At 37.4% G+C, this 22,415-nt stretch carries 24 protein-coding genes; 21 read left to right on the top strand and 3 right to left on the bottom strand.

Annotated features, from left to right (window positions below):
* Positions 1 to 145: 145 nt before the first annotated feature.
* The 3 genes from OSO01_RS14290 to OSO01_RS23420 all read left to right on the top strand — a co-directional run bounded on the left by OSO01_RS14290 (position 146) and on the right by OSO01_RS23420 (position 2,426).
* Positions 146 to 535, top strand: a complete 390-nt coding sequence (locus tag OSO01_RS14290; RefSeq protein WP_147211124.1) for a winged helix-turn-helix transcriptional regulator — start codon at positions 146 to 148, stop codon at positions 533 to 535.
* A 326-nt stretch (positions 536 to 861) separates the two neighbouring features.
* A complete protein-coding gene (gene allB, locus OSO01_RS14285; RefSeq protein ID WP_147211123.1) occupies positions 862 to 2,217 on the top strand; it encodes an allantoinase AllB in 1,356 nt (451 codons plus the stop codon).
* A 50-nt stretch (positions 2,218 to 2,267) separates the two neighbouring features.
* On the top strand, positions 2,268 to 2,426 hold the full coding sequence (locus tag OSO01_RS23420) for a hypothetical protein (protein WP_156985633.1): 159 nt from the start codon (positions 2,268 to 2,270) through the stop codon (positions 2,424 to 2,426).
* 76 nt (positions 2,427 to 2,502) lie between these two features.
* Here OSO01_RS23420 and OSO01_RS14280 read toward each other — a convergent pair whose 3' ends face one another.
* Positions 2,503 to 3,384, bottom strand: coding sequence for a putative RNA methyltransferase (locus tag OSO01_RS14280; protein ID WP_147211122.1), 882 nt, complete (start codon positions 3,382 to 3,384; stop codon positions 2,503 to 2,505).
* Positions 3,385 to 3,954: 570 nt separating this feature from the next.
* Here OSO01_RS14280 and OSO01_RS14275 point away from each other — a divergent pair.
* The 5 genes from OSO01_RS14275 (at position 3,955) to OSO01_RS14255 (ending at position 7,653) form a co-directional block, all read left to right on the top strand.
* Positions 3,955 to 4,824, top strand: coding sequence for an SDR family oxidoreductase (locus tag OSO01_RS14275; protein WP_147211121.1), 870 nt, complete (start codon positions 3,955 to 3,957; stop codon positions 4,822 to 4,824).
* Between the two features lie 86 nt (positions 4,825 to 4,910).
* Complete coding sequence (locus tag OSO01_RS14270; protein WP_147211120.1) at positions 4,911 to 5,336, top strand: DUF6157 family protein; 426 nt, start codon at positions 4,911 to 4,913, stop codon at positions 5,334 to 5,336.
* A 529-nt stretch (positions 5,337 to 5,865) separates the two neighbouring features.
* Entirely contained in the window at positions 5,866 to 6,633 is a 768-nt protein-coding gene (locus tag OSO01_RS14265) for a class I SAM-dependent methyltransferase (RefSeq protein WP_147211119.1), read from the top strand.
* A gap of 121 nt (positions 6,634 to 6,754) precedes the next feature.
* Entirely contained in the window at positions 6,755 to 7,465 is a 711-nt protein-coding gene (locus tag OSO01_RS14260; protein WP_147211118.1) for a DNA alkylation repair protein, read from the top strand.
* A 2-nt stretch (positions 7,466 to 7,467) separates the two neighbouring features.
* Complete coding sequence (locus OSO01_RS14255; RefSeq protein WP_147211117.1) at positions 7,468 to 7,653, top strand: hypothetical protein; 186 nt, start codon at positions 7,468 to 7,470, stop codon at positions 7,651 to 7,653.
* Positions 7,654 to 7,811: 158 nt separating this feature from the next.
* Here OSO01_RS14255 and OSO01_RS14250 read toward each other — a convergent pair whose 3' ends face one another.
* Together OSO01_RS14250 and OSO01_RS14245 are read right to left on the bottom strand one after the other, a co-directional pair.
* Positions 7,812 to 8,213, bottom strand: coding sequence for a VOC family protein (locus OSO01_RS14250; protein ID WP_147211116.1), 402 nt, complete (start codon positions 8,211 to 8,213; stop codon positions 7,812 to 7,814).
* Positions 8,214 to 8,573: 360 nt separating this feature from the next.
* Positions 8,574 to 9,668, bottom strand: a complete 1,095-nt coding sequence (locus OSO01_RS14245; RefSeq protein WP_147211115.1) for a CdaR family transcriptional regulator — start codon at positions 9,666 to 9,668, stop codon at positions 8,574 to 8,576.
* A gap of 146 nt (positions 9,669 to 9,814) precedes the next feature.
* Here OSO01_RS14245 and OSO01_RS14240 point away from each other — a divergent pair, with 146 nt between their 5' ends.
* From OSO01_RS14240 to OSO01_RS14180, 13 genes are all read left to right on the top strand, one after another.
* Positions 9,815 to 10,981: a glycerate kinase gene (locus OSO01_RS14240; protein WP_147211114.1), complete on the top strand. Its 1,167-nt coding sequence runs from the start codon at positions 9,815 to 9,817 to the stop codon at positions 10,979 to 10,981.
* Positions 10,971 to 12,095 (top strand): 2-keto-3-deoxygluconate permease, encoded by a 1,125-nt coding sequence (locus tag OSO01_RS14235; RefSeq protein ID WP_147211113.1) that lies wholly within the window; start codon positions 10,971 to 10,973, stop codon positions 12,093 to 12,095. The genes OSO01_RS14240 and OSO01_RS14235 overlap by 11 nt, the downstream gene beginning before the upstream one ends.
* Before the next feature lie 93 nt (positions 12,096 to 12,188).
* The gene (gene larA / locus OSO01_RS14230; protein ID WP_147211112.1) at positions 12,189 to 13,463 is read left to right on the top strand and encodes a nickel-dependent lactate racemase; all 1,275 of its coding nucleotides are present in this window, start codon (positions 12,189 to 12,191) and stop codon (positions 13,461 to 13,463) included.
* Between the two features lie 161 nt (positions 13,464 to 13,624).
* Positions 13,625 to 14,464, top strand: coding sequence for an ATP-dependent sacrificial sulfur transferase LarE (larE, locus tag OSO01_RS14225; RefSeq protein WP_147211280.1), 840 nt, complete (start codon positions 13,625 to 13,627; stop codon positions 14,462 to 14,464).
* Between the two features lie 97 nt (positions 14,465 to 14,561).
* Positions 14,562 to 15,392, top strand: a complete 831-nt coding sequence (larC, locus tag OSO01_RS14220) for a nickel pincer cofactor biosynthesis protein LarC (protein ID WP_147211111.1) — start codon at positions 14,562 to 14,564, stop codon at positions 15,390 to 15,392.
* A gap of 34 nt (positions 15,393 to 15,426) precedes the next feature.
* Complete coding sequence (larB, locus tag OSO01_RS14215; protein ID WP_147211110.1) at positions 15,427 to 16,173, top strand: nickel pincer cofactor biosynthesis protein LarB; 747 nt, start codon at positions 15,427 to 15,429, stop codon at positions 16,171 to 16,173.
* Positions 16,174 to 16,203: 30 nt separating this feature from the next.
* Positions 16,204 to 16,668 (top strand): nickel pincer cofactor biosynthesis protein LarC2, encoded by a 465-nt coding sequence (gene larC2 / locus OSO01_RS14210; protein WP_147211109.1) that lies wholly within the window; start codon positions 16,204 to 16,206, stop codon positions 16,666 to 16,668.
* Between the two features lie 146 nt (positions 16,669 to 16,814).
* Entirely contained in the window at positions 16,815 to 17,324 is a 510-nt protein-coding gene (locus tag OSO01_RS14205; protein WP_147211108.1) for a GNAT family N-acetyltransferase, read from the top strand.
* Between the two features lie 60 nt (positions 17,325 to 17,384).
* Positions 17,385 to 18,968, top strand: coding sequence for a nickel ABC transporter substrate-binding protein (gene nikA, locus OSO01_RS14200; protein ID WP_147211107.1), 1,584 nt, complete (start codon positions 17,385 to 17,387; stop codon positions 18,966 to 18,968).
* A 63-nt stretch (positions 18,969 to 19,031) separates the two neighbouring features.
* Positions 19,032 to 19,961 carry a nickel/cobalt ABC transporter permease gene (gene opp1B, locus OSO01_RS14195; RefSeq protein ID WP_147211106.1) on the top strand — a complete coding sequence of 310 codons (930 nt, stop codon included), beginning with the start codon at positions 19,032 to 19,034 and terminating at the stop codon, positions 19,959 to 19,961.
* A gap of 2 nt (positions 19,962 to 19,963) precedes the next feature.
* On the top strand, positions 19,964 to 20,800 hold the full coding sequence (gene opp1C / locus OSO01_RS14190; RefSeq protein ID WP_147211105.1) for a nickel/cobalt ABC transporter permease: 837 nt from the start codon (positions 19,964 to 19,966) through the stop codon (positions 20,798 to 20,800).
* A 7-nt stretch (positions 20,801 to 20,807) separates the two neighbouring features.
* Positions 20,808 to 21,623, top strand: coding sequence for an ABC transporter ATP-binding protein (locus OSO01_RS14185; protein WP_147211104.1), 816 nt, complete (start codon positions 20,808 to 20,810; stop codon positions 21,621 to 21,623).
* Positions 21,616 to 22,392, top strand: a complete 777-nt coding sequence (locus tag OSO01_RS14180; RefSeq protein ID WP_147211103.1) for an ABC transporter ATP-binding protein — start codon at positions 21,616 to 21,618, stop codon at positions 22,390 to 22,392. Before OSO01_RS14185 ends, OSO01_RS14180 begins: the two co-directional genes overlap by 8 nt.
* The last annotated feature ends 23 nt before the right edge of the window (positions 22,393 to 22,415 follow it).

Below are 22,415 nucleotides of genomic sequence, written 5' to 3'. Positions count from 1 at the left end.
TTTGTATTAATTTGATTACTAGAGTTATAATAAACCTAAAGTTTCTTTTTGAGAAGAAGGCACTTTAAATAAACCTAGTTTCTTTTAGGAAACCAATTGATATAAAAGGATTTCACGCATATCTTTATAAAGGAGAAATTTAAAAATGGCGAATCTAACTGCCGGTGAAAATTGTGGAGAGCTTCAAGTTGCATTAGATATTATTGTTGGTAAATGGAAACCGATTATTTTATTTCATCTTATGGAAAATGAAAAATTACGTTTTAGCGAGCTGCAGCGGGCTATTCCGGAAATCACTAAAAAAATGTTAACCTCACAATTAAGAGAGTTAGAATATAATGACATTGTTCATCGTGAAGTCTACCAACAAGTGCCCCCAAAAGTAGAATATTCGATGACGGAATATGGACACGGGTTAACACCATTGCTAGTATCTATGAGGAGCTGGGGGACGGAGCATCTCAAGCATTTAAAGGAATTGCGTGGGGAAGATAAAGATAATGAGGAGCAGGAAGGAAAAGCAGGCTCAAACTAATTGTAATATTAGGGGAAATGATTTTCTATTTAAAAACATGTATTTAGCTTTGTTATTTAATACGTGCTCATTTCAATGGTGGAAAATAAGCGCTTTCTATATGAATATTCCTTCCTGCTCACAAGTTTTCACAATATAAATAGACTGATAAATACTGCTTCTGCTGTTAATTCAAGGATTAATAATCCCATAATATCAATGTCCAAAAAGTAAAAAAAGCCGTTGCCCTTAAGTCAGATATCATGAAAAGATTTCGAAGTATAACAACGATAACGATAACGGTAACAATTTCTCTTGATCTCGTTTTATAAAGAGGGGGAATCAAAATGTTAGATTTAATTATTCGGAATGGTGAAGTAGTATTAGCTGATGGTCCGAAAAAGATTGAAATTGGTATTAAAGACGGGAAAATTACTGTGATTGCCGAGGAAATTACTGAAGCATCTGCAGACATACTAGATGCTTCCGGACAGTATGTGCTGCCAGGTATGGTGGACACGCATGTTCATATTAGTGAGCCCGGGAGAACGGAATGGGAAGGGTTTGAAACCGGATCAAAGGCATTAGCTGCCGGGGGTACGACAAGCTATGTGGAAATGCCTTTAAATGCATTGCCAGCTACAACAAATAAAGCAGCACTTGATTTAAAGCTGGAAGCAGCTAAAACACAAAACTATGTTGATTATGCTTTCTATGGCGGGCTTGTACCAGGAAATATAGATGATCTGGAAGAATTGGATAAGGCTGGAGTTCTTGCATTTAAAGCATTTCTATCTAGTGTTGGCAGGGATATTCCGGGTGATTTTGAAAGCGTTGATGATTTCACCTTGTATAAAGGCATGAAAAAGCTGGCAGAATTAGATCAAATCCTTTGCCTTCATGCAGAAAATTCGGATATAACTTCGAAACTAGAGGCAGAATTCATCCGTGAAGGAAAGGTTTCTGCAATGGATTATCCGGATGCACGTCCAGTATTTACAGAGGTTGAGGCAGTACAGCGCGCATTATTATTTGCAAAAGAAACAGGATGCCGGCTTCATATCGTCCATATTAGTACCTCTGAAGCAGTACAGGAAATTTTAAAAGCTCGCGCAGAAGGTTTAGATGTAACCGTAGAATCATGTCCGCATTACTTTGCAATGTCTGCAGAGGATGTAGAAGAGATTGGCGCATATGCAAAATGTCAGCCGCCAATAAGAAAGAAAGCAGAGCATGACAAGTTATGGGAAGAATTATTAAATGGCAATATTGATTGGTTAACATCTGATCATTCACCGTGTACACAGAACTTAAAAACAGAGGCCAATAATTTTTTTGAAGCATGGGGCGGTATCAGCGGAGCGCAGAATAATGTTGACTTAATGTTCGATCTTGCAGTAAAGCAGCGCGGACTTCCTATTGAAAGATTTGTCGAACTCATCGCAACAACCCCTGCTAAGCGTTTCAATTTAACAAACAAAGGTGAAATTGCAATTGCAAAGGATGCGGATATCATTTTCTTGGATCCGGATGAGTCTTATACTGTAACAAGAGAAAATTTATACTATAAGAACAAGCACAGCGCCTATGAAGGAAGAAAAATCGGCTGCCGTGTAACCAAAACAATCTTACGGGGAAATGTTGTATTTGACCTTGAAAAGGGTATTATTGGTGAACCAAAAGGTGAACTATTGACAAAATAATAGCCATTTTAATTGTTGAGTATTACTTTCTCATAGAACAAAAGATTGATGTGGAAGAGCTGTATAAGAAGGATGGACAATTCTCTGAAACAAACAAGGCTGCAATTATTGCTCTGGTTTTAGCTGCAGGATTAGCATTTATTCAAGTAGATCTGGCCTGGATTATTGGGTTTGTAGCTGCTGTTATCTATGAGAAAAATAATAACTAAATTACTAATATCAAGATAAAGAGAACCCTATAAAACAAAACGGACAGGTTTGTTTTATAGGGCTTTTAACTGTATATTATCGTTTTTTGCCAATTAATATTTCTAAATCAACGGTTATTTGAGTTGTATCTTCATCCAAGAAGGATTTAACCTGTTCCTTTGGCGCCTCCCACGATAAGGGAGTCATTTCAACCAGCGATTGAATGGATAGTTTATCAAGAAGAAGAGTATAACTTATCCTTGAATTATCCACCATTTGAAAATTTTCATTAAATCTTACAACAGTATCTGTATTAGAATAGGATTGTTTTTCAGGCTGATTGAAAATAATTTCTCTTAGTTCTTTTAAGTAGCTGGTTTGCGGAACAACTTTTATTAATAAACCATCCGCTTTTAGGACTCTGTTAAATTCATTATAATTTGATGGTGACAAGATGTTCAGAATAACATCGAATTGCTCATTCATAAAAGGTGTATTCGCAAGATCACCAACAGTCCAAATCTTATTGGCATAGCTTTTAGAAGCCTCCAGAATCCCTTCTTTAGAAATATCAATCCCTACTCCTGTTACTGTTTTTTGATATTTAGAACGAATACTCTCGCAAATGTTAAAGAGATGCGAACCCTCACCGCATCCCGTATCAATTAACGAAAGACTTTCCCTTTCAATCGCAGCATGCTTATATATCATTTCAGCAATTGCTTGAATTAACGGTTCGAAAAAGCCGGCCTCTGTAATCAGTTTCCGCCGTGCCTGGAAAAGACTCCTGTTGTACATACTTTTCACCGGATGGGACATCAGGTTGATATATCCTTGTTTTGAAAAGTCAAAGGTATGATTATTTGAGCAGATTAAATTTTTCAGCTCGAAAACCCTCATCGATGAGTTACAGACAGGGCATTTAAAAATAGCTTCAGAATGGCTTGCATATTCTGCAGCCAATGTTCTTTTATTCATTTAGCCACCTCATTCTTTATTTAGACAGAAAAAAGACATAGACAAATAAACCCTTATCATACATGCAAAAAAAATATGAACTGGGTTTGGAAATAATCTACATCTAGTTATTAGCTATAAAGAAGAGGTTGAAAATACATAAAAAAACTCCTTTAAATTTAAATGAATTATAGAAATCTAATTCATGAATATATTAGCATAACTGGGCTTTTGATTCAAAAGGAAATAATCGTATAAATTTAAATTTTCTGTTATTATTGATAGATAAGCGTACCTTAAATTGTAAAATAATAAACAAGCTAGAATGAATTATTCTGTATTTGGAGGAGGTCGAAGTGAACTTGCGATTTTTATTTATCGTTTTGATATCATTTCCTTCGTTTTTGTATTAATAGGATGTCAACCAAAGAAGGAAATGCTGATGATTGAGACATACGATATAAATGCAATTTCTATTTCGGAATCAACTAGTTTTGGTAAATTTAATAATGATTTTTTTACAACTGAAGAAACCACACAGGAATTAAGAAAGGCTTTAAATCTCTAGGGTAAAAAAGAAGGAGGATACAGATGGAAGGAAAGACTATCTTAATAACAGGAGCTAATTCAGGTATTGGATTTGCAACAGCGCGCATTTTAGCTGAACAAGGCTGTCATATTATTTTAGTGTGCAGGAATGAGAAAAGAGGCGAAGAAGCACGTCAATATATAATGGATGCTACTGGCAACAGGGAAATGGACTTGCTGGTTGCTGATCTGTCCTCACAGCAGGATATCAGAAGGCTGGCAGAGCAGGTTAAGCAGCATTATTCAAAAATAGATGTTCTTATAAACAATGCGGGCGGTGTATTTGGTCAGTATCAAGTCAGTGAGGACGGTTTTGAGATGACCTTTGCCGTCAATTATCTGGCTCCGTTTTTATTAAGTCATCTGCTGCTTGATAAATTAAAGGCATCCGGGTCAGGAAGAATCATTAATATTGCGTCCGTCATGCAGGATAAAAAGTTTAATCCGGATGATGTAATAAACCAGACTTCTTCCAGCTATTCAGGAATGCAGGCGTATAAAACTGCAAAAACAGCCATTCTTATGATGACGTATTATATGGGGAAAAGATTGGCAGAGAGTGGTATAACTGTTAATGCACTGCATCCGGGATTTATATATACACCGCAGGCAACACGAATGTCGCCAAAATTATTTAGACCATTAATGAAGTTATTCTCAAAAGATCCTGAGCAGGGCGCAACTTGTCCGGTTTATTTAGCTGTATCCAGTGAGATAGAGGGTGTTACTGGAGAATTTTTTAAAGATAATAAGACAGAGCAGACATCACCCATTTCGTATAATGAAGAGCTTCAAAAGACTTTATATACCAAAAGTATGCAGTGGACAGGCTTGAAGACAGATGATTTCACAGAATACGAATTGATACGATAAGAATTTATGCAAAGCTCCGTTTTGACGGAAGATTTACTAACTTAACTATATGATTAAGAAAATATCAATAGCAGGGAGGCAAGCAAATGGTAAAGAAGGATTTGAATTATTATCAGACGTTTATAACCGTAGCCCCGGATAGCACGGCAACAGCCGGACAGATTCCTGCAGCCCGTGGTAAGAAGCCGACGAAAGTGCAAATTGAATATGAACTGTTATCCGCTAATCCTTATACCTATAGCCAAAGTGAGCTGCTCTTTGAGGTACATGTAAGGCATAAAGAGATTTCAAAAGAAAATCTAGCTGCGGAAGAAGAGGTTTTTTTTGCAAAATCCCAAGCTTGTTTACGAAGTTCTACCTTGCCGAAGAAGCTGGGCTGGGGAATTCATTTTAACAAAGAAGGAAAAATTGCGCTTTACGGTATCGGGACACCTGAGTATAAGCAGTTTTCTGAGAATGAGAGTGGAGAGTTAAAAGTATTCCCAGCCATGCGAAGCAGCAGGAAAAAATAATGGACGATCATAGAGAAAGATGAGGAAATATCCCACAAAATGTTTACTTATTAATCGTAAAAAAACAGCTATATCAAGGTTCCTTAGCTCTTGATATTTTTATGTATTTATTTATTTATTTATTATGATTTTTTGCATTGATAAAAAACATCGTTCCAGCTAAGAAAATAAATAAAGAGATAAAAATTGCTATACTGGAATACTTATTATCAAATATTGTACTATCGATTAAATGAACTAACATTATCAATACAAGTGATGCATATAAACCATTCACATATTTCATTTATTTGAGACCTCCTTTGTCTTCATCAGTGGATGGAGAGGTTATAGGCGTGCTTTTCTTGTGAAAGAATATTTAAGTCGAGTTAATTTTATATTTCAAATTCTAACATAGCTGTTTTTATATAACAAAAGTCTGGGCCAGACTATTCGAAATATTGTTAAATACTGAATGGTAATAGTAATTTATGTTGCAGTGATCCAATGACGATTCAAAAGAATCTTTATAAAAGGAGCGGGAGATACTGTGGAAATAAAAGATCCTTCTTTTAACTATGATGAGCATGGACAAAAATATTCGGGTTATAGACAAACAGACCGAAGAATTGCAAAATATGTTTATGAAGCCCTTGGCTCAGCAAAAACGGTATTGAATGTAGGTGCAGGGGCAGGATCATATGAGCCTGAAGACAAGTATGTTATAGCGGTAGAACCATCGGGTGTTATGCGGTCTCAACGTCAAAAGGCACAAAAGGTTCCTGCTATCAATGCCACCGCAGATTCTTTGCCATTTGATGATAATTCCTTTGATGCCGCTATGGCAATGGTAACAGTTCATCATTGGCCAGATATACGTAAAGGATTGCAAGAGTTAAAGCGAGTTACAAGAGAGAAAATCTTAATTATGACCTTTGACCCGAAAGCCCTGGATAATTTTTGGAATGCATATTATTTCCCAGAGCTGATTGAAGTAGAAAAAGCACGTTATCCCACGATGGATTTCATTACAGAAGCGCTTGGGGTAGAATGTACCATTCAATCTGTTCCAATTCCTTTTGACTGTGCAGATGGATTTCAAGAGGCATTTTACGGGAGGCCTGAAGCCTTTTTAGAAAAAGAAATCCGGCTGTCGCAGTCAGCATGGGGATTTTTACCTGAAGGAATGGAAGACAAGTTAGTAAAAAGACTCGAGCGTGATCTTAAATCAGGTGAATGGGATAAGAAATTTGGAGAGTTTAGAACAAAACCTGCTTTTACTTGTGCACTTCGACTAATAACAGCTGTGCTGCGATAAAAATAAAATATATGCTGATTTATAAGAAAAAATCCCCTGTAATCACTTTTTATATGAGAAGAAATGAGATTATAAGCCCTGTTTTTTATTTTAAATGTCAAATAAACAAAGGTGTAAATAAATGAACTATGAATACACGCAAATAATTCATGACTTATTATTGAAGTATGCAGACAGTAATGAGGCTGTAAAAATGAAAAGATATATGCGTAACCAATATGAGTTTTACGGTCTTAGAGCTCCGCAAAGAAAAGAATTAGTAAGGTCATTAATTAAAAAGCAAGGCACTCCGCAAGAAGAACATTTTCGAGAAATCATTCAGGAGCTCTGGGAATTCCCGGAAAGAGATTACCAAAGTATCGCCTTAGAATTGCTGGATCGAAAAATAAAACATTTCAAAGAGAAAGACATTGAACTATTGGAGTATCTCGTCATCAATAAATCCTGGTGGGATACAGTAGATTGGATTGCAACGAAACATGTTGGGCATTATTTTATGCAACATCCGCAGAATAAAAAAGCTGTCACTGGTAAATGGATAGATTCGGAAAATATATGGCTGCAAAGAACAGCAATTTTATTTCAATTAAAATATAAAAAACTGACAGATGAGGATCTTCTGTTTAGATATATCAATCAATGTCTGGGATCAGAGGAGTTTTTCATTAATAAGGCTATTGGATGGGCGCTGAGAGAATATTCCAAAACAAATCCACAGTCTGTACTTGAGTTTGTTGATAAAACACCATTGTCTAGGCTCAGTAAAACAGAAGCATTGAAAGCTATTAAGAAAAATAAAGGAAATGAAGAGAAAAATAGTAAGGGGGGATGAAAATGCTTAATATAATAAAGTCATATGTTTATTTGTTTCTAGGCGTTATTGCAGGAGTTATGATTGTAAGCGTGCTCCGTAACGGAGAAATAAATTGGGGACTAATTGGCGCGATAACCGCTTTATCTGTTTTAGGATTCTTTGCTTTTTTATTTATACGGAAAGGAATCGAAGGAGAGAAATCATGAAGCAATAGAAAAAAGTTGAAGAATGCTTTGTTTTATGGACATGTAAGGTCCTTCGCATAGACAGATTTTAAATTTTTTTAGAAAATCATCAACACCATCGGATGGCATTCCTTTAGTGTTGATGATTTTCTTGCTTCATAATAGCTATAAGTTTTGAGTTAATTGTGTTGTATTAATGGTTGATATAAATCTAATTGATTCCCATACAAATCCTCGAACCCAACTCCTATACCTCCAGGAACAGTTTTTGGTTCTCCGTGAAACCTAACTCCTCGAGCTTTCATTTCTCGGTAATCTTTTTCAATATCATCTGATTCAAACATTACCAGAATGTGATTTGCAGATTGCTTGCCGATTAATGCAATACTTTCTGGAGTGTCGGCTGTCACCAATTCCAATTTGGTTTCATTATTCTTAGAAGGAGATACAGTAAGGTAGTTCCACCCGGGTGAAAACTCCATATCATCACAAATTACAAAGCCTAGTTTGTCTGTATAAAATGCTTTGGCTTCTTCTTGATCTTTCACAAAAATGCTGATCTGTGCTGCTTTCGTAAACATAAGATTCTCCTTTCGTATTATTTCATCTTGTAAATACGATAATAGCATCACTTCATAGCTGATGTTTCTTTTCCATTGCTGTTTTTTTAAGATGCTAACATGCCATAAGGAAATGGAAAGTTCGAAATGTTGATTATAAGTTGCTGATTAACAAACAGTGCAATTGAGTTTACATAAATTAGTTCTAACAAAATGATAAAATAACTGTTATCTGAAGAAATTCAACATTTATCATCAACATATATCGATTCGATGTTTAAACCATTTATTGCAATCGTTTAGCACAACTCAATAGAAGAACAGCCAGATACTGCATAAAAATTTTTTAGTAGTATTAAACTATCCTGACCACATCTCCCGCTACTTATTTTGTTCATGAAGCCATAATGCAACCTGTAAAATGAGGCTATCATTAAATATCTTTGGATTATATCCTGTTTCATTTGCTATATTATTTATCCGGTAAAGCAGTGTATTTCGATGTAGAAATAGAGCGTCGGCAGTCTTTTGGATATTTAAATCATTTGCAAAAAATGCTTTTAACGTTATTGCCTGCGTTTCGTCTAAACGTTTTAAAATCCGCTTAGAAAATCTTTCTCTCAGCGTTTGGTCAAGCTGGTAAAGTAATGCTCTTACTTCTATTTGGCTGAATGAAATAATTTCAATTGTCGGTTCGCTTATTTTTAAGGCGAGCTCACAATCAAAGTAAGCCTGGTAAAATTGGTGTAATTCATGGAAGGCTAAGCTGTAGGCTATTCTAAATTTGATCCGCTTTTTATGGAATAACTCATGCAGCAACTCTACTTTTCGCAATGCCTCGGTTTCTTCAATTTCTGACGCAGCAATAAATAGCTGATTAAGGTTTATAAATCCAGCTATGACATAACGGTTACCAAATAAATTCTCTATTTTTTGAATGAACTCTTGTTTTTGGATGGCGAGGTTATCTATTTGAATGACAAATACCATGAATGGAGGTTCTAACTTCATTTTAAGCATATCAAGTCCTTGCTGGATTGTTTTATAAGATGAGCTCCTTTTTAACAGCTGATCAATAATCATCTCTTTTGTACGTTGCTTCCATTCAAGCTGAGAAGTAATAAATTCCTGATCAATCATCAGCTCTGTAGTCATCTTTACCAGCTCCCCGATATCTTCCATATCATCGGGGTCGCCGGTAACCCCGATGACTCCAATGATATTCTCACGAAAGACGATGGGGAGATTAATTCCAGGTTCTGAACCTTTCCATGCTTCCCCCTGATCAGGATAAATAGTGAGTGTTTCTCCGCTTTTTAACACTTCTACGGCTCCCTCATGAACGGTGTGTAATCTTGATTCATCCCGAGTGGCAATAATCTCTCCTCTAATGTCCATAATATTGACATTTCTATTTAAGCGTAAAGAAGTTTCTCTGACGATTACATTGGCAATTTCCTTTGTTAACATATCCATGTTTTATTCTCCTTTAGCTGTATCATACAAAAATGAGCATAATATTTCCTCTTTTTTTGTATGATATAGCTATATACAAATTAAGTCAAGATTCGTATAATTTAAATTACATATTAATGAAAACGCTTACCAAGGGAAGTGATTTAATGAAAATTATCGTCGCTCCAGACTCATTTAAAGGAAGCTTAAGTGCAGTCGAAGCAGCTAATGCCATAGATAAGGGTATCAAAAATGCTTTTCCAGAAGCAGAAACAGTGTTGATTCCCGTAGCTGATGGCGGAGAAGGGACATTAGAAACACTTGTGGCTGCTACAAAGGGAGAGATAAGGAATGTGGTTGTCATTGACCCATTAGGGAATAAAGTTGAGGCCGGATACGGTGTTTTAGGAGATAAGAAAACATGTGTCATTGAAATGGCAGCAGCTTCAGGGCTTACTCTGATTTCTAATGAAGAGCTTTCACCTTTAGAAGCAACAACTTACGGGACAGGACAGTTAATTAAGCAGGCTCTCGATGATGGTTTTACTTCTTTTGTAGTTGGATTAGGCGGTTCCGCTACGAATGATGGAGGAGCCGGTATGCTCCAAGCGTTGGGATTAAAAATTTCAGATGCAGATGGAAATGAAATCGGATATGGAGGGGGTTCTTTAGACAAAATTGCTTCGATAGACACAAATTCATTTGATTCAAGAATTAAAGGTTGTAAATTTTTAATTGCCTCTGATGTAGAAAATCCATTAATTGGCTCAAACGGAGCCTCTCATATTTTCGGACCACAGAAGGGGGCAACTCCAGAAATAATAGCACAACTTGATCAAAATCTAGCACATTGGGCCAATCAAGTTGCGAAGGTCACAGGAATCAGGATGCACGATATGCCAGGTGCAGGAGCTGCGGGCGGTATTGGGGGAGCTTTCCAAGCTTTCTTTCCTTGTGAAGTAGAAAGGGGAATAGACGTTGTTCTGGAGTATAGTAACATAAATAAATTTTTAACAGGAACAGATTTAGTCATTACCGGTGAAGGGAGAGTGGATGAGCAAACTGCTTCAGGTAAAACGCCGATGGGAGTTGCGCAAATAGCAAAGATGCAAGGAATTCCAACAGTTATTATGGCAGGGTCAGTAAGTGAAGATGCAGCCGTACTTCATGATTTTGGTGTTGTAAGCATCCACAGCATTATTAATAAACCAATGACTTTGGAAGAAGCTGTAAGAAATGCAGCTGTGCTCTTGGAATGGAGTGCTGAACAAGTTGTACGCTCTTATTTTCATTCTATTAATTATATAAAAGGGGGAGCGATTTATGAAAATTAAGGATACGATTGAAAAAGTACCTGGAGGGTTAATGGTAGTCCCGCTTCTGCTCGGAGCTTCTTTAAACACAATTGACCAAATGCATATTCCGGCAGTGATGAGAGTTCTTGAATTTCTTGGTGCACCGCAAACGGAAGAAGGATACTATGAGTTTTTAAGAATTGGCGGATTTTCACAAGAATTATTTAAAGATAGTGCACTCGTACTGATAGCTTTATTCCTGTTCTGCGTTGGAAGCCAGATGAACCTGAAAGTTGGCGGAAAAGCATTGAAGAAGGGTGTACTACTGACTGGTTCTAAATACGGAGCAGGAGTAGCTGTCGGAATGGCTTTTGGAATCTTCTTTGATCCGATTACCGGATTATTTGGACTGTCAACTCTTGCGCTAATTGCTGGAATGACAAATAGTAATAGCGGAATGTATGCTGCTTTGACTGGAAAATTTGGAAATAGATCGGATGTTGGAGGCCTTTCTATTCTAGCTATCAATGATGGACCGTTCCTGACATTAGTTGCACTAGGCGTATTAGGAACAGCTTTCCCGATGATTTCATTTATTGCTGTTTTACTTCCGATTGGAATTGGAATGCTTTTAGGAAATTTGGATCCAAAGATCAGAGAATTTCTTAAGCCGGGTGAGTCTGTTACTATTCCATTTTTCGCATTTGCGCTGGGGGCAGGCATGAATTTAGCAAACTTCTTTAACCCTGCTGTACTTACAGGCGGCTTAACACTAGCTGTTCTGACATTTGTTTGTTCAGCTGGTACTGGTATCCTTGTGTTTAAATTATTTAAAGAAAAAAGTTATATTGCACCAATTTCAGAAGCTTCTACAGCTGGCAATGCTGCTGCCACACCTGCAGCTGTGGCAGCAGCAGCGTCTGTAGCCGTTGGAGCTGGAGCGATGACACAAGCAGAATTTGAAGCGATCCAGAGCATCGTACCAATTGCAACTGCACAGATTTCTATATCAACAATTACGACTTCGCTGCTTTGTCCTTTAGGTGTTATTATGATGGATAAGTATCAAAGAAGAAAAGGGATTGATGGTACAAGGGAAGATTTGGGGTTAATAAGGAATGAAAATGAAACAAAACATGCGGTAAACGACTGATATTTTAGGGATGTGTTTTGTTTTACCTACAGCTTTCTTTTAAATTTCAAGAACCTGCAGGATTCAAGCTATTAAATGAAATGAGGTTTTTACATGAAAACAGATCTATTATATGGAAAGAATGGAATTTCATTAGATTTACCTGAAGACGCTTTGCTTATTGAACCAACCAATTTGCCAAAATTAGAAAATGATAAAGAAGCAATCAGACAGGCTCTGCGAAATCCAATTGGAAGCGAGTCTTTGAAAGAATCTGTAAAGTCAACAGATACAGTAGCCATTGTTATTAGCGATATTACAAGACCAACACCAAATCATATCCTTGTCCCATTACTAATTGAAGAATTAAATCACGTTCCGCTGGAAAACTTTGTTATTATTAACGGGACTGGAACACATCGTGACCAGACAAAAGAGGAATTTGTACAAATGCTAGGAAGCTGGGTTGTAGATAATATACGGATTATAAACAACCAATGTCATGATAAAAATACACTTGTTAACCTTGGCAAAAGTAAATTTGGCTGTGATGTCTATCTGAATAAAGACTACGTGGAGTCTGATTTTAGAATTGTTACCGGCTTTATTGAACCACACTTTTTTGCAGGATTTTCTGGCGGACCAAAAGGAATTATGCCAGGAATAGCGGGAATTGAAACAATTATGACATTCCACAATGCAAGAATGATAGGAGACCCTCTCTCCACATGGGGGAATATGGAGAATAACCCTGTTCAAGATATGACTAGGGAAATTAATGCGATGTGTAAACCTGACTTTATGCTAAATGTTACATTAAACCGGGAAAAAGAAATTACTAATGTATTTGCGGGTGAACTGTATCAAGCACACGATGAAGGTTGCGCTTATGCAAAAGACCATGCCATGTTCCGATGTGATAAGCGGTTTGATGTTGTTATTACATCAAATTCCGGTTATCCGTTAGATCAGAACTTGTATCAAGCTGTAAAAGGAATGAGTGCTGCGCATAAAATTGTAAAAGAAGGCGGAGCGATTATTGTGGCATCAGAGTGTTCTGATGGTCTGCCTGATCATGGGAACTATGCGAAAATTTTTGATATGGCCAGGAGTCCGCAAGATTTGCTGGACATGATTAATAATCCAGAATTTAAAATGTTTGACCAGTGGCAGGTGCAAAAGCAGGCAGTGATTCAGGTTTGGGCAGATGTCTATGTCTATTCAACGTTATCCGATGAACAAATAACCAATACAATGCTAAAGCCAACTCATGATATTGAACAGACATTAGAAGAATTAAAGGAAAAGCATGAGGAGTCTATGACAGTCGCTGTTCTTCCACTTGGCCCGCTGACAATTCCTTATGTTGAAGAGAAAGTAAATTCCTAAGCTGAGAAGTTGTATATTGATAATAGAATTGAATCTGTTTGACAACTAAACGAAACAAAAGGTAAGATTTTTATTATAAGTATCTATATTTCGATTTGTATAAATTTTGTAAAAATAAAACGAATACCCCCTATCTAGTCAGGGGAAATGAGGTGAGTAAAATGATGGAAATCTGTGATAAAAATCGTCATTTAGGTAACACATTGAGAGAAATGGGCCGTGTAATGGTTGCGTTTTCAGGAGGTGTAGACAGTGCTGTCGTTTTGAAAAGAGCTCAGCAAGAGCTGGGAGATAACGTCTTAGCAGTTGTGGTGGCATCAGAAATGTTCCGTGAATCCGAATTTAAAGCAGCTGTTCAATTGGCTGAAGATTTAGGTGTGAAAGTATATCAAACAGAAATAAAGGAATTGGACAGCCCACAAATTACAGCAAATAATCCAGATAGCTGGTATTACAGTAAAAAAATGCTCTACATGCATCTTAATCAGCTGGCCCAAGAATTAGGTTATCCATATGTTTTAGACGGAATGATTATGGATGATGAGGAAGATTTCCGTCCAGGATTGAAAGCGAGAACGGAAGAAGGAATTCGTAGTGTACTTCAGGAAGCGAATATTTATAAATCGGAAGTCCGTGAACTTGCCAAAAAACTCAATCTTCCTGTGTGGAACAAATTAGCTTCTTGCAGTTTAGCATCCAGATTCCCATATGGAACAAAATTAGATAGGAAAAAAGTGAATCAAGTTAATCAGTCAGAACTTTATTTAAAGCGTATCGGATTTGAAGAAGTTCGCGTACGTTATCATGATAACGTGGCACGTATTGAAGTAACAGCGGATAAAATTGTGGAATTACTGGAAAAACGCATGGAAATTCAGCATAAACTGGAATCTCTTGGCTTTGACTATGTGTCTGTGGATTTACGTGGTTATCGTACAGGCAGCATGAATAAAGTATTACCGGAAGCTGCTGCAGAACAAAAACACGTTGCCAACGCATAAAATAAAAATACTTGTTCTTTACGTGAAAAAGCAGTTGAAGCAACTGCTTTTTCACGTAAAATAGAAAGTCAGAAATTACATAAAAAGGAGTTTTGTTATGAAAATTTTATATTTAGATTGTTTTTCTGGAATCAGCGGGGATATGACAATAGGAGCACTGCTTGATGCTGGCGGAGATTTTTCTCATTTGCAGAAGGAATTACAGAAACTGCCTTTGCAGGATGAGTATGAATTGAAAGTACATAAAATAGTGAAGAACGGTATTACGAGCACGAAATTTGATGTTATATTGAAAAATGGAGAGCATGTGCATTCTCGACATGGTCATAGTAAACATACTCACAAGCATTCCCACGATCACGATCATAAACATCACCACCATGATGAAGATGATCATCATGGACATACCCACCATCATCGTTCATATCGGGATATTGTAAAAATGATTCAGGAAGCAGATCTATCAGAAAAAGTAAAATCTATAGCATTAAGTATCTTTAAAAAAATTGGTGAAGCGGAAGGTTGTATCCATGGTGTACCGTTGGAGGATGTTCATTTTCATGAAGTTGGAGCAGTCGATTCAATAATAGACATTGTTGGAACTGCTATTTTAATAGAAGAGCTTGATATTGATTATATTAAATCAGCACCTGTCCCCACGGGATCCGGAAAAATCCACATTGACCATGGGATTTACCCTGTCCCTGCACCAGCTACTTTAGAAATTCTACGCGGGGTGCCCATTGCGCAAAGTGACTTGAAAGCCGAGTTGACAACGCCGACTGGAGCAGCATTTGCTGCTGTATTAGCAAATGAATTTTGTGATCTTCCTTCCATGAAAGTGATGAAGGTAGGCTATGGTGCCGGAACAAAAACATTCCCGGACCATCCAAATGTACTTCGGATTATTCTGGGTGAACAAGCATAAGCGATTAAAAAAGTTTGAGAGAGTAGGACATCACATGGAGGAAATTTTAAAGGAAGTTCAAAATGGAACATTAAGCATAGATAACGCAAAGAAAAGATTGGCAACATATGAAGATCTGGGTTTTGCAAAAGTTGATCATCATAGGAAAAAGCGTCAAGGCTTTCCGGAAGTGATTTACGGAGAAGGAAAAACAATAGAACAAATCACTGCCATTCTCCGAGCAATAAAAGCAAAACAAAATGATGTTTTAATTACAAGAGTTTCTCAGGACAAGGCAGAAGTAATATTAGAAAGTCATCCTGAACTAACTTATCACGATATAGCGCAGATTCTTTCATGGAAAGCAAAAGAGAAGAAAGAAAATAAAGAAGGCTTTATTGCCATTATTTGTGCAGGGACATCTGATTTGAGGATTGCGGAGGAAGCAGCGATTACAGCTGAGGTATTGGGAAGCAATGTGCGCCGATTTTATGATGTTGGTGTAGCCGGAATTCATCGTTTATTAGACCAGGCGCAGATGATTCAGGAAGCAACGGCTTCAGTAGTTGTTGCAGGGATGGAGGGAGCACTTCCGAGTGTTGTTGGCGGCCTTGTTTCTCATCCGGTCATAGCAGTACCGACAAGTGTCGGCTATGGTGCGAATTTTCAAGGCTTGTCTGCACTGCTGACAATGCTGAACTCCTGTGCGAGCGGTATCAGTGTGGTTAATATTGATAATGGCTTTGGCGGTGCATATAATGCTGTACTAATTGATCGGCTGGCTCAAGGGAAGGAAAAGTAGCATTAGTTAATTAAGAAGGGAGTTTTCTGCTTGACATCAAAACATCCTCCAAACCATGAACATATTGATGATAATATGATGAAAATGGAAGTGAATCTGGATGATATAACGGGAGAGTGGCTTGGGTTTGTAATGGACCGTTTATTTGAAGCCGGGGCAAATGATGTCTTTTATACGCCCATTTATATGAAAAAAAATCGACCGGGTATATTATTGCAATTACTCTGTTCTAGTCAAGCTTTATCTAAAATAAAGGGTATCTTGTTACAAGAAACGACAACGCTTGGAATCCGCTACTATCCAATAACCGTTCATCGGATGGAACGAAGATTTATTAAAGTAGAGACGGAGTGGGGCCCTGTTACGGTAAAACAAGGAATCTCCAAAGGAGAGATTTTCCAAAGTTCACCAGAGTACGATGACTGTAAGAATATAGCTGAAAAACATCATATCCCATTAAAACAGGTGTATGAATCCGTTTGGAAGCAATTATAGAAATTTATCCAGGCTTTTTAACTTTGAAATAGTTTAAAGGATGTATGCTTTTATCTAAAAGTGGCAGCTCATAAGGCGTAATAAATTTTTAAGTAATTATGCTGGAGTTTTATGAGATAGTAAAGAAATGGAGACGTTAATAAGAAATGTCTGTAAAATATAGTATTAAACAGGTAGAAACAAAGGAAGCTGCACAAGTAGCAGAATTTATGAAATCCATTCGAAAAGAATTGTTTCCAATGTTGAACCATAATCAATTACCGGCGGATTTGGTTCATGTTCATACATATTATTTGGGTAGAAATGATTCTGCGTTATTTGCCACTATAAGTGAAGAAGGAGAGGTACTTGGAACCATAGGGTATTTACCCTACGATAATCGGTTTGAGTATTTGCAGGATTATTATGCGCAAATACAAACGACAGAATTGGTAAGATGCTATATAGATCCCGGATATAGACGTTTAGGAATTGGCTCCGCTTTATATAAAACTGCTTTAAAATCTATTTGTGCAGCTGGTTATGAGAAGATTTACCTGCACACCCATCCATTTCTTCCAGGCGGGGTCCCATTCTGGAAAGCGCTGGGTTTTGAAGAAAAGCTGGCTGAACCGGATCCGATTTGGAAGACCTTACATATGGATAAGAAGCTGTAAAGACGGTTCAGTGTCAGATACTTCATTAGGTATAACACCAAGAGAATTAGGAGAACTCGAATGAGAAAATTTAGTATAGTACTGCTTGCAATATTGTTTTGTCTTTTACTGGTAAGCTGTAGTAATCAGGATAATGCAGAAATAGCTAAAGAGGAAATTGTATATGCCAGCTCTAAAGATATTCGTGATATTAATCCGCATTTATATAGTGGAGAAATGGCAGCCCAAAATATGGTATTTGAATCATTGGTTATTAATACGGAAGATGAGGTGGAGCCTTGGCTGGCGGAGAGCTGGGAAATTTCAGATGATGGTATGGAATATATATTTCATTTAAGAGAGGATGTTACCTTTACAGATGGAGAAAAGTTCAATGCTGAAGCAGTAAAACAAAACATGGATGCAATTCTGGATAATGAAGAACGGCATGCCTGGCTTGATTTAGTCAATTTAATAGAAGAGAATATAGTTGTTGATGAATATACCTATAAACTGGTCCTGAAGCATCCGTATTACCCAACATTAACTGAATTAGGACTTACACGTCCATTTCGTTTCTTGTCTCCAAATGATTTTGTGGATGCAACAACAAGAGATGGAGTTGATGGTTATTCAGGAACCGGGCCCTGGATTCTAACAGAGCATAATGAGAATCAGGAAGCAGTATTTACTGCAAATGTAGAGTATTGGGGAGAACAGCCGGAAGTTGACAATGTAAGGTGGAAAGTGATGCCTGACCATCAGACCATCCTGCTTGCACTTGAAAAAGGGGAAATTGATCTGATTTTTGGTTCTGATGGAGATATGATCGATCTTGACTCATTTTCAGCTTTGGAGGAGCAAGGGAAATATATAACGGAAATGAGTGAACCAATTGCTTCAAGGGCTATTTTATTGAACTCCAATCGTCCAATTACGAAGAATGTTGATGTGAGAGAAGCTTTGCAATATGCGATTGATAAACAATCGATTGCTGATGGTGTTTTAAACGGGACTGAGTCTGTTGCACCTACACTGCTTTCTTCAACAGCTCCTTATAGTGATCTTGGACTGGAGGCGCGGGAGTATAATCCCGATAAAGCGAGTGAATTACTAGATGAAGCCGGTTGGAAATTGGATGACAGCGGGTACCGGTATAAAGATGAGGAGAAATTAGAACTCAGCTTGTATTATAATTCAGACAATGCTCAAGAAAAGACAATTAGTGAATATATTCAGCATGATTTGAGAGAAATAGGTGTAGACCTGCATATAACAGGGGAACAGAAACAAGCATTTTTAGACAGGCAAAAATCTGGAGAATTTGACCTGCAATATTCTTTATCATGGGGCACGCCTTATGATCCACAATCCTATCTGTCATCCTGGAGAATTCCGGCACATGGTGATTATCAGGCGCAAATAGGATTAGACAGGAAAGTATGGCTGGATGAAACAATAACAGATTTGATGATTGAAAATGATGAAGCTGAGAGAGAAGCTATGTATGATGAGGTATTATCTTATATTCACGATGAATCCGTGTATATTCCACTCGTGTATTCACGTACAAAAGCTGTTCATCGCCCAGAGCTGCAGGGAGTCACTTTTAATGTTTCTCAGTATGAAATACCATTTGAAAAAATGTATTTTGAAGCGGAATAAGCCAAAAAAGCGGATTTCTATCCGCTTTTTTGGTTCTTTAGCGTAAGAATGTAGGTGAACTAAATGAAGCGTTATATTATTAAAAGATTATTAAGCGTCATCCCTTTATTAATTGGAATATCTTTTTTAGCTTTTATTTTAATTAATTTAAGTGAAAGTGATCCAGCTGAAGTAGCACTGCGCGTAAATGAAATCACACCAACCGATGAAGCTGTTGCACAAATGCGGGAGGAGCTGGGTCTTGATAAATCTTTTATAGAAAGATACTTAACGTGGGTGACAAGCAGTATCAAAGGCGACTTTGGAAACAGTTTTATTAATAATAAACCAGTGATAAATGAAATAGTACAAGCTTTACCGGCAACGTTACTGCTTGCGCTGGTTTCCTTCATTATTATTGTTGTTATCAGCGTCTCCGCATCCATTATATGTACTATTTTTGAGGAGAGCTGGATTGACCGTACGATTCGCGGACTTGTATTTATAGGCGAAGCTATGCCGGGCTATTGGATTGGACTTTTACTTATGTGGTTTTTCTCTATTAAGTTAAATTTACTGCCGACAAGTGGAATGACTTCATGGGCATCTGTTATCCTCCCTGGGGTAACATTAGCACTTGCTTATATTTCAACCTATGTAAGACTATTACGGAATAATATGGTACAAAACAAAAGTGAAAATTTTGTTTTGTACGCAAAAGCGCGGGGAATGAAAAAGAGAATTATTTTAAAGCGTATTTTTAAAAACTCCCTTCAAACAACAATTACAGCGCTGGGAATGTCTATCCCAAAATTAATTGCAGGTACGGTAATTGTAGAAAATATTTTTGCGTGGCCAGGAATAGGAAGACTAAGTGTGGCGGCGATTTTTAATTATGATTATCCAGTTATCCAGGCGTATGTTTTTCTGATGGCGGTATTATTTGTTGCTTGTAATTTGCTGGTAGACATCGTTACTGCTATGTTAGATCCAAGAATGAGAAAAGAGGTATAATCATGGGGACTCTAAATAAATTGATACAAAATCGTTTCGCCATGATTTGTATCATTTTTCTAGTCACTGTGGTATTAACAGGGTTTTTTGCACCGTGGCTAGCACCGCATAATCCAGTTGATGTGAATGTAAAAGAAAAGCTTGCGGGAATAAGTACGACCTATCCAATGGGGACGGATCAACTAGGAAGGTGTATTCTTTCAAGACTGCTTTATGGTATTCGCACTACTGTATTAATTGCATTTATCACAATGGCGGCAACGATTATAATTGGTACTTTAATTGGTGGAATAGCAGGATTATTTCGAGGGAAAATAGATGAAATAATAATGCGAATCTGTGATATTTTTATGTCTTTTCCAAGTGAAGTAATGATTCTTGCTATCATCGGAATGATGGGACCGGGAATTACTAATATCATTATTGCCAGTATTATAGCAAAGTGGGCATGGTACACCCGTATGATTCGATCGATTGTAATAAAATATACAGATAAAAATTATATTCAATTTGCACGTGTTTCTGGTTTCAGCAGATGGCATATTTTCAGAAAGCATATTATGCCGAACGCCACTGGTGAAATAGCTGTGCTTGCTACCCTTGATATTGGTTCCGTTATTTTAATGATTTCAGCTTTATCATTTTTAGGTTTAGGTGTACAGGCACCAACGCCTGAATGGGGAATGATGCTAAGCGAAGCCAAGAACGTTATGATTATACATCCAGGGTTAATGCTTCCGCCAGGTATAGCAATTCTTTTTGTTGTAGCAGCTTTCAATTTCTTGGGAGACAGCTTACAAGATGCCTACAACGTGAAACATAGGAAAAGATGGAGGTGATTAATTAATGCTGCTGGAAGTGAAAAATTTATCGATATATGATGCAGAGACGAAAGACACTATCGTAGAGGACATCTCTTTTACATTAGAACAGCAACGTAATCTGGGAATTGTCGGAGAAAGCGGCAGCGGAAAATCAATGACAGTAAAGGGAATATTAGGTCTTGTTGCTCCCTGGATGAAAGTTTCCGGTACAGCATATTTTGAAGGGGAAGATATGTTAAAGATGAAGGCAAAAGCAATGCAAAATATACGAGCTCGACATATCAGTATGATTCTGCAGGATGCAATGTCTGCATTTGATCCCTTAGATACGGTTGGAAAACAGATGATGGAAACCTTATGCGAACATTTGAAAATATCCAGGAAAGAAGCAAAACAAATATCCTTGAATGAACTGGGAAGCCTGGGAATTCAAGAAGCATCACAGATGATGAAGAAATATCCGCATCAATTGTCTGGCGGGATGCTGCAGCGATGTATGATTGCCATCGCAGTTGCTATAAAGCCTGATGTTATCATTGCCGATGAGCCAACAACTGCGCTGGACGCAATTACACAAAGTGAAGTCATTGCCACATTTCAAAGGCTACACGCCCAAAAGAGAATAACCTTTATTTTTATTTCTCATGATCTTGGAGTAATCCGGCATTTGACCGAGGAAGTGCTTGTAATGAAAGATGGAAAATCTGTGGAATATGGCAGGACGAGGGAGGTATTTCGCTATCCTCAAAATAAGTATACAAAGTATTTGGTAGATACAAGATTAAATCTGGCCTGTTCTTTCGAAAAAATAATGAGAAAGGGTCCTTACGATGCTTGAAATGAAAAATGTCTACAAAAGTTACCCAAAAAAAGGAACAGGTTTTAGAAAGGAGAAGCTATCTGTATTAGCTGATTTGTCATTTCAGATAAATACTGGGGAGTGGGTCGCATTATTAGGTGAAAGCGGCAGCGGAAAAAGTACATTAGGCAGACTGATATTGGGCTTGGAAGAAGCAGATAGAGGCAGCCTGCTGCTGGAAGGGAGAAATGCAACCGCATGGCGGAAAGAAAATAGAGGACAAATGAGCGTTGTTTTTCAGGATTATACGTCATCCGTTAACCCTGCATTCAGGATAAAAGATATTATCAATGAGCCTTTGAAGGTATCCTGCCGAAATAATTGCATTCGCGAAACTACGAAAAGTTTAATGGGAAAAGTCGGTTTGCCTTTATCATTATTGAATCGTTACCCTCATGAGTTAAGTGGGGGGCAGCTGCAAAGGATATGTATCGCAAGAGCGATTCGTACAAATCCGAGGTTTTTAGTTTTAGATGAAGCAGTCAGTTCATTGGATATTTCTATTCAGACTCAAATTCTGGATTTACTCCATCAACTCAAAGAAGAGATGGATATAACCTGTCTATTTATTGCCCATAATCTACAAACGGTTACTTATCTCTGTGATCATGTAATATTTTTAAATGAAAGAAAAATTGCTGAACAGATAGAGACAAAAAAATTGGCAGATGTTCAGAGTGATTATGCAAAGCGGCTATTGGCATCTGCGGTTCAATTTAATGGTTTAGATGAGGAATTAAGAATTTGAAGAAATAATCGATAATGTATCTA

Origin of the sequence: Oceanobacillus sojae (genome assembly GCF_007991515.1) — a bacterium.
GTDB lineage: Bacteria > Bacillota > Bacilli > Bacillales > Amphibacillaceae > Oceanobacillus > Oceanobacillus sojae.
This window is presented reverse-complemented; position numbering and strand designations above follow the sequence as displayed.

What these genes read in the sequence shown, in the direction of transcription:
- OSO01_RS14205 (WP_147211108.1), top strand. Translation starts at nt 16,815, where the DNA reads ATGTCTGTAAAATATAGTATTAAACAGGTAGAAACAAAGGAAGCTGCA.
- opp1B (WP_147211106.1), top strand. Translation starts at nt 19,032, where the DNA reads ATGAAGCGTTATATTATTAAAAGATTATTAAGCGTCATCCCTTTATTA.
- OSO01_RS14185 (WP_147211104.1), top strand. Translation starts at nt 20,808, where the DNA reads ATGCTGCTGGAAGTGAAAAATTTATCGATATATGATGCAGAGACGAAA.
- OSO01_RS14255 (WP_147211117.1), top strand. Translation starts at nt 7,468, where the DNA reads ATGCTTAATATAATAAAGTCATATGTTTATTTGTTTCTAGGCGTTATT.
- OSO01_RS14275 (WP_147211121.1), top strand. Translation starts at nt 3,955, where the DNA reads ATGGAAGGAAAGACTATCTTAATAACAGGAGCTAATTCAGGTATTGGA.
- OSO01_RS14240 (WP_147211114.1), top strand. Translation starts at nt 9,815, where the DNA reads ATGAAAATTATCGTCGCTCCAGACTCATTTAAAGGAAGCTTAAGTGCA.
- OSO01_RS14250 (WP_147211116.1), bottom strand. Translation starts at nt 8,213, where the DNA reads ATGTTTACGAAAGCAGCACAGATCAGCATTTTTGTGAAAGATCAAGAA.
- OSO01_RS14280 (WP_147211122.1), bottom strand. Translation starts at nt 3,384, where the DNA reads ATGAATAAAAGAACATTGGCTGCAGAATATGCAAGCCATTCTGAAGCT.
- larB (WP_147211110.1), top strand. Translation starts at nt 15,427, where the DNA reads ATGGAGGAAATTTTAAAGGAAGTTCAAAATGGAACATTAAGCATAGAT.
- OSO01_RS14290 (WP_147211124.1), top strand. Translation starts at nt 146, where the DNA reads ATGGCGAATCTAACTGCCGGTGAAAATTGTGGAGAGCTTCAAGTTGCA.
- larC (WP_147211111.1), top strand. Translation starts at nt 14,562, where the DNA reads ATGAAAATTTTATATTTAGATTGTTTTTCTGGAATCAGCGGGGATATG.
- OSO01_RS14235 (WP_147211113.1), top strand. Translation starts at nt 10,971, where the DNA reads ATGAAAATTAAGGATACGATTGAAAAAGTACCTGGAGGGTTAATGGTA.
- larA (WP_147211112.1), top strand. Translation starts at nt 12,189, where the DNA reads ATGAAAACAGATCTATTATATGGAAAGAATGGAATTTCATTAGATTTA.
- OSO01_RS14245 (WP_147211115.1), bottom strand. Translation starts at nt 9,668, where the DNA reads ATGGATATGTTAACAAAGGAAATTGCCAATGTAATCGTCAGAGAAACT.
- OSO01_RS14260 (WP_147211118.1), top strand. Translation starts at nt 6,755, where the DNA reads ATGAACTATGAATACACGCAAATAATTCATGACTTATTATTGAAGTAT.
- allB (WP_147211123.1), top strand. Translation starts at nt 862, where the DNA reads ATGTTAGATTTAATTATTCGGAATGGTGAAGTAGTATTAGCTGATGGT.
- opp1C (WP_147211105.1), top strand. Translation starts at nt 19,964, where the DNA reads ATGGGGACTCTAAATAAATTGATACAAAATCGTTTCGCCATGATTTGT.
- larE (WP_147211280.1), top strand. Translation starts at nt 13,625, where the DNA reads ATGATGGAAATCTGTGATAAAAATCGTCATTTAGGTAACACATTGAGA.
- OSO01_RS14180 (WP_147211103.1), top strand. Translation starts at nt 21,616, where the DNA reads ATGCTTGAAATGAAAAATGTCTACAAAAGTTACCCAAAAAAAGGAACA.
- OSO01_RS14270 (WP_147211120.1), top strand. Translation starts at nt 4,911, where the DNA reads ATGGTAAAGAAGGATTTGAATTATTATCAGACGTTTATAACCGTAGCC.
- nikA (WP_147211107.1), top strand. Translation starts at nt 17,385, where the DNA reads ATGAGAAAATTTAGTATAGTACTGCTTGCAATATTGTTTTGTCTTTTA.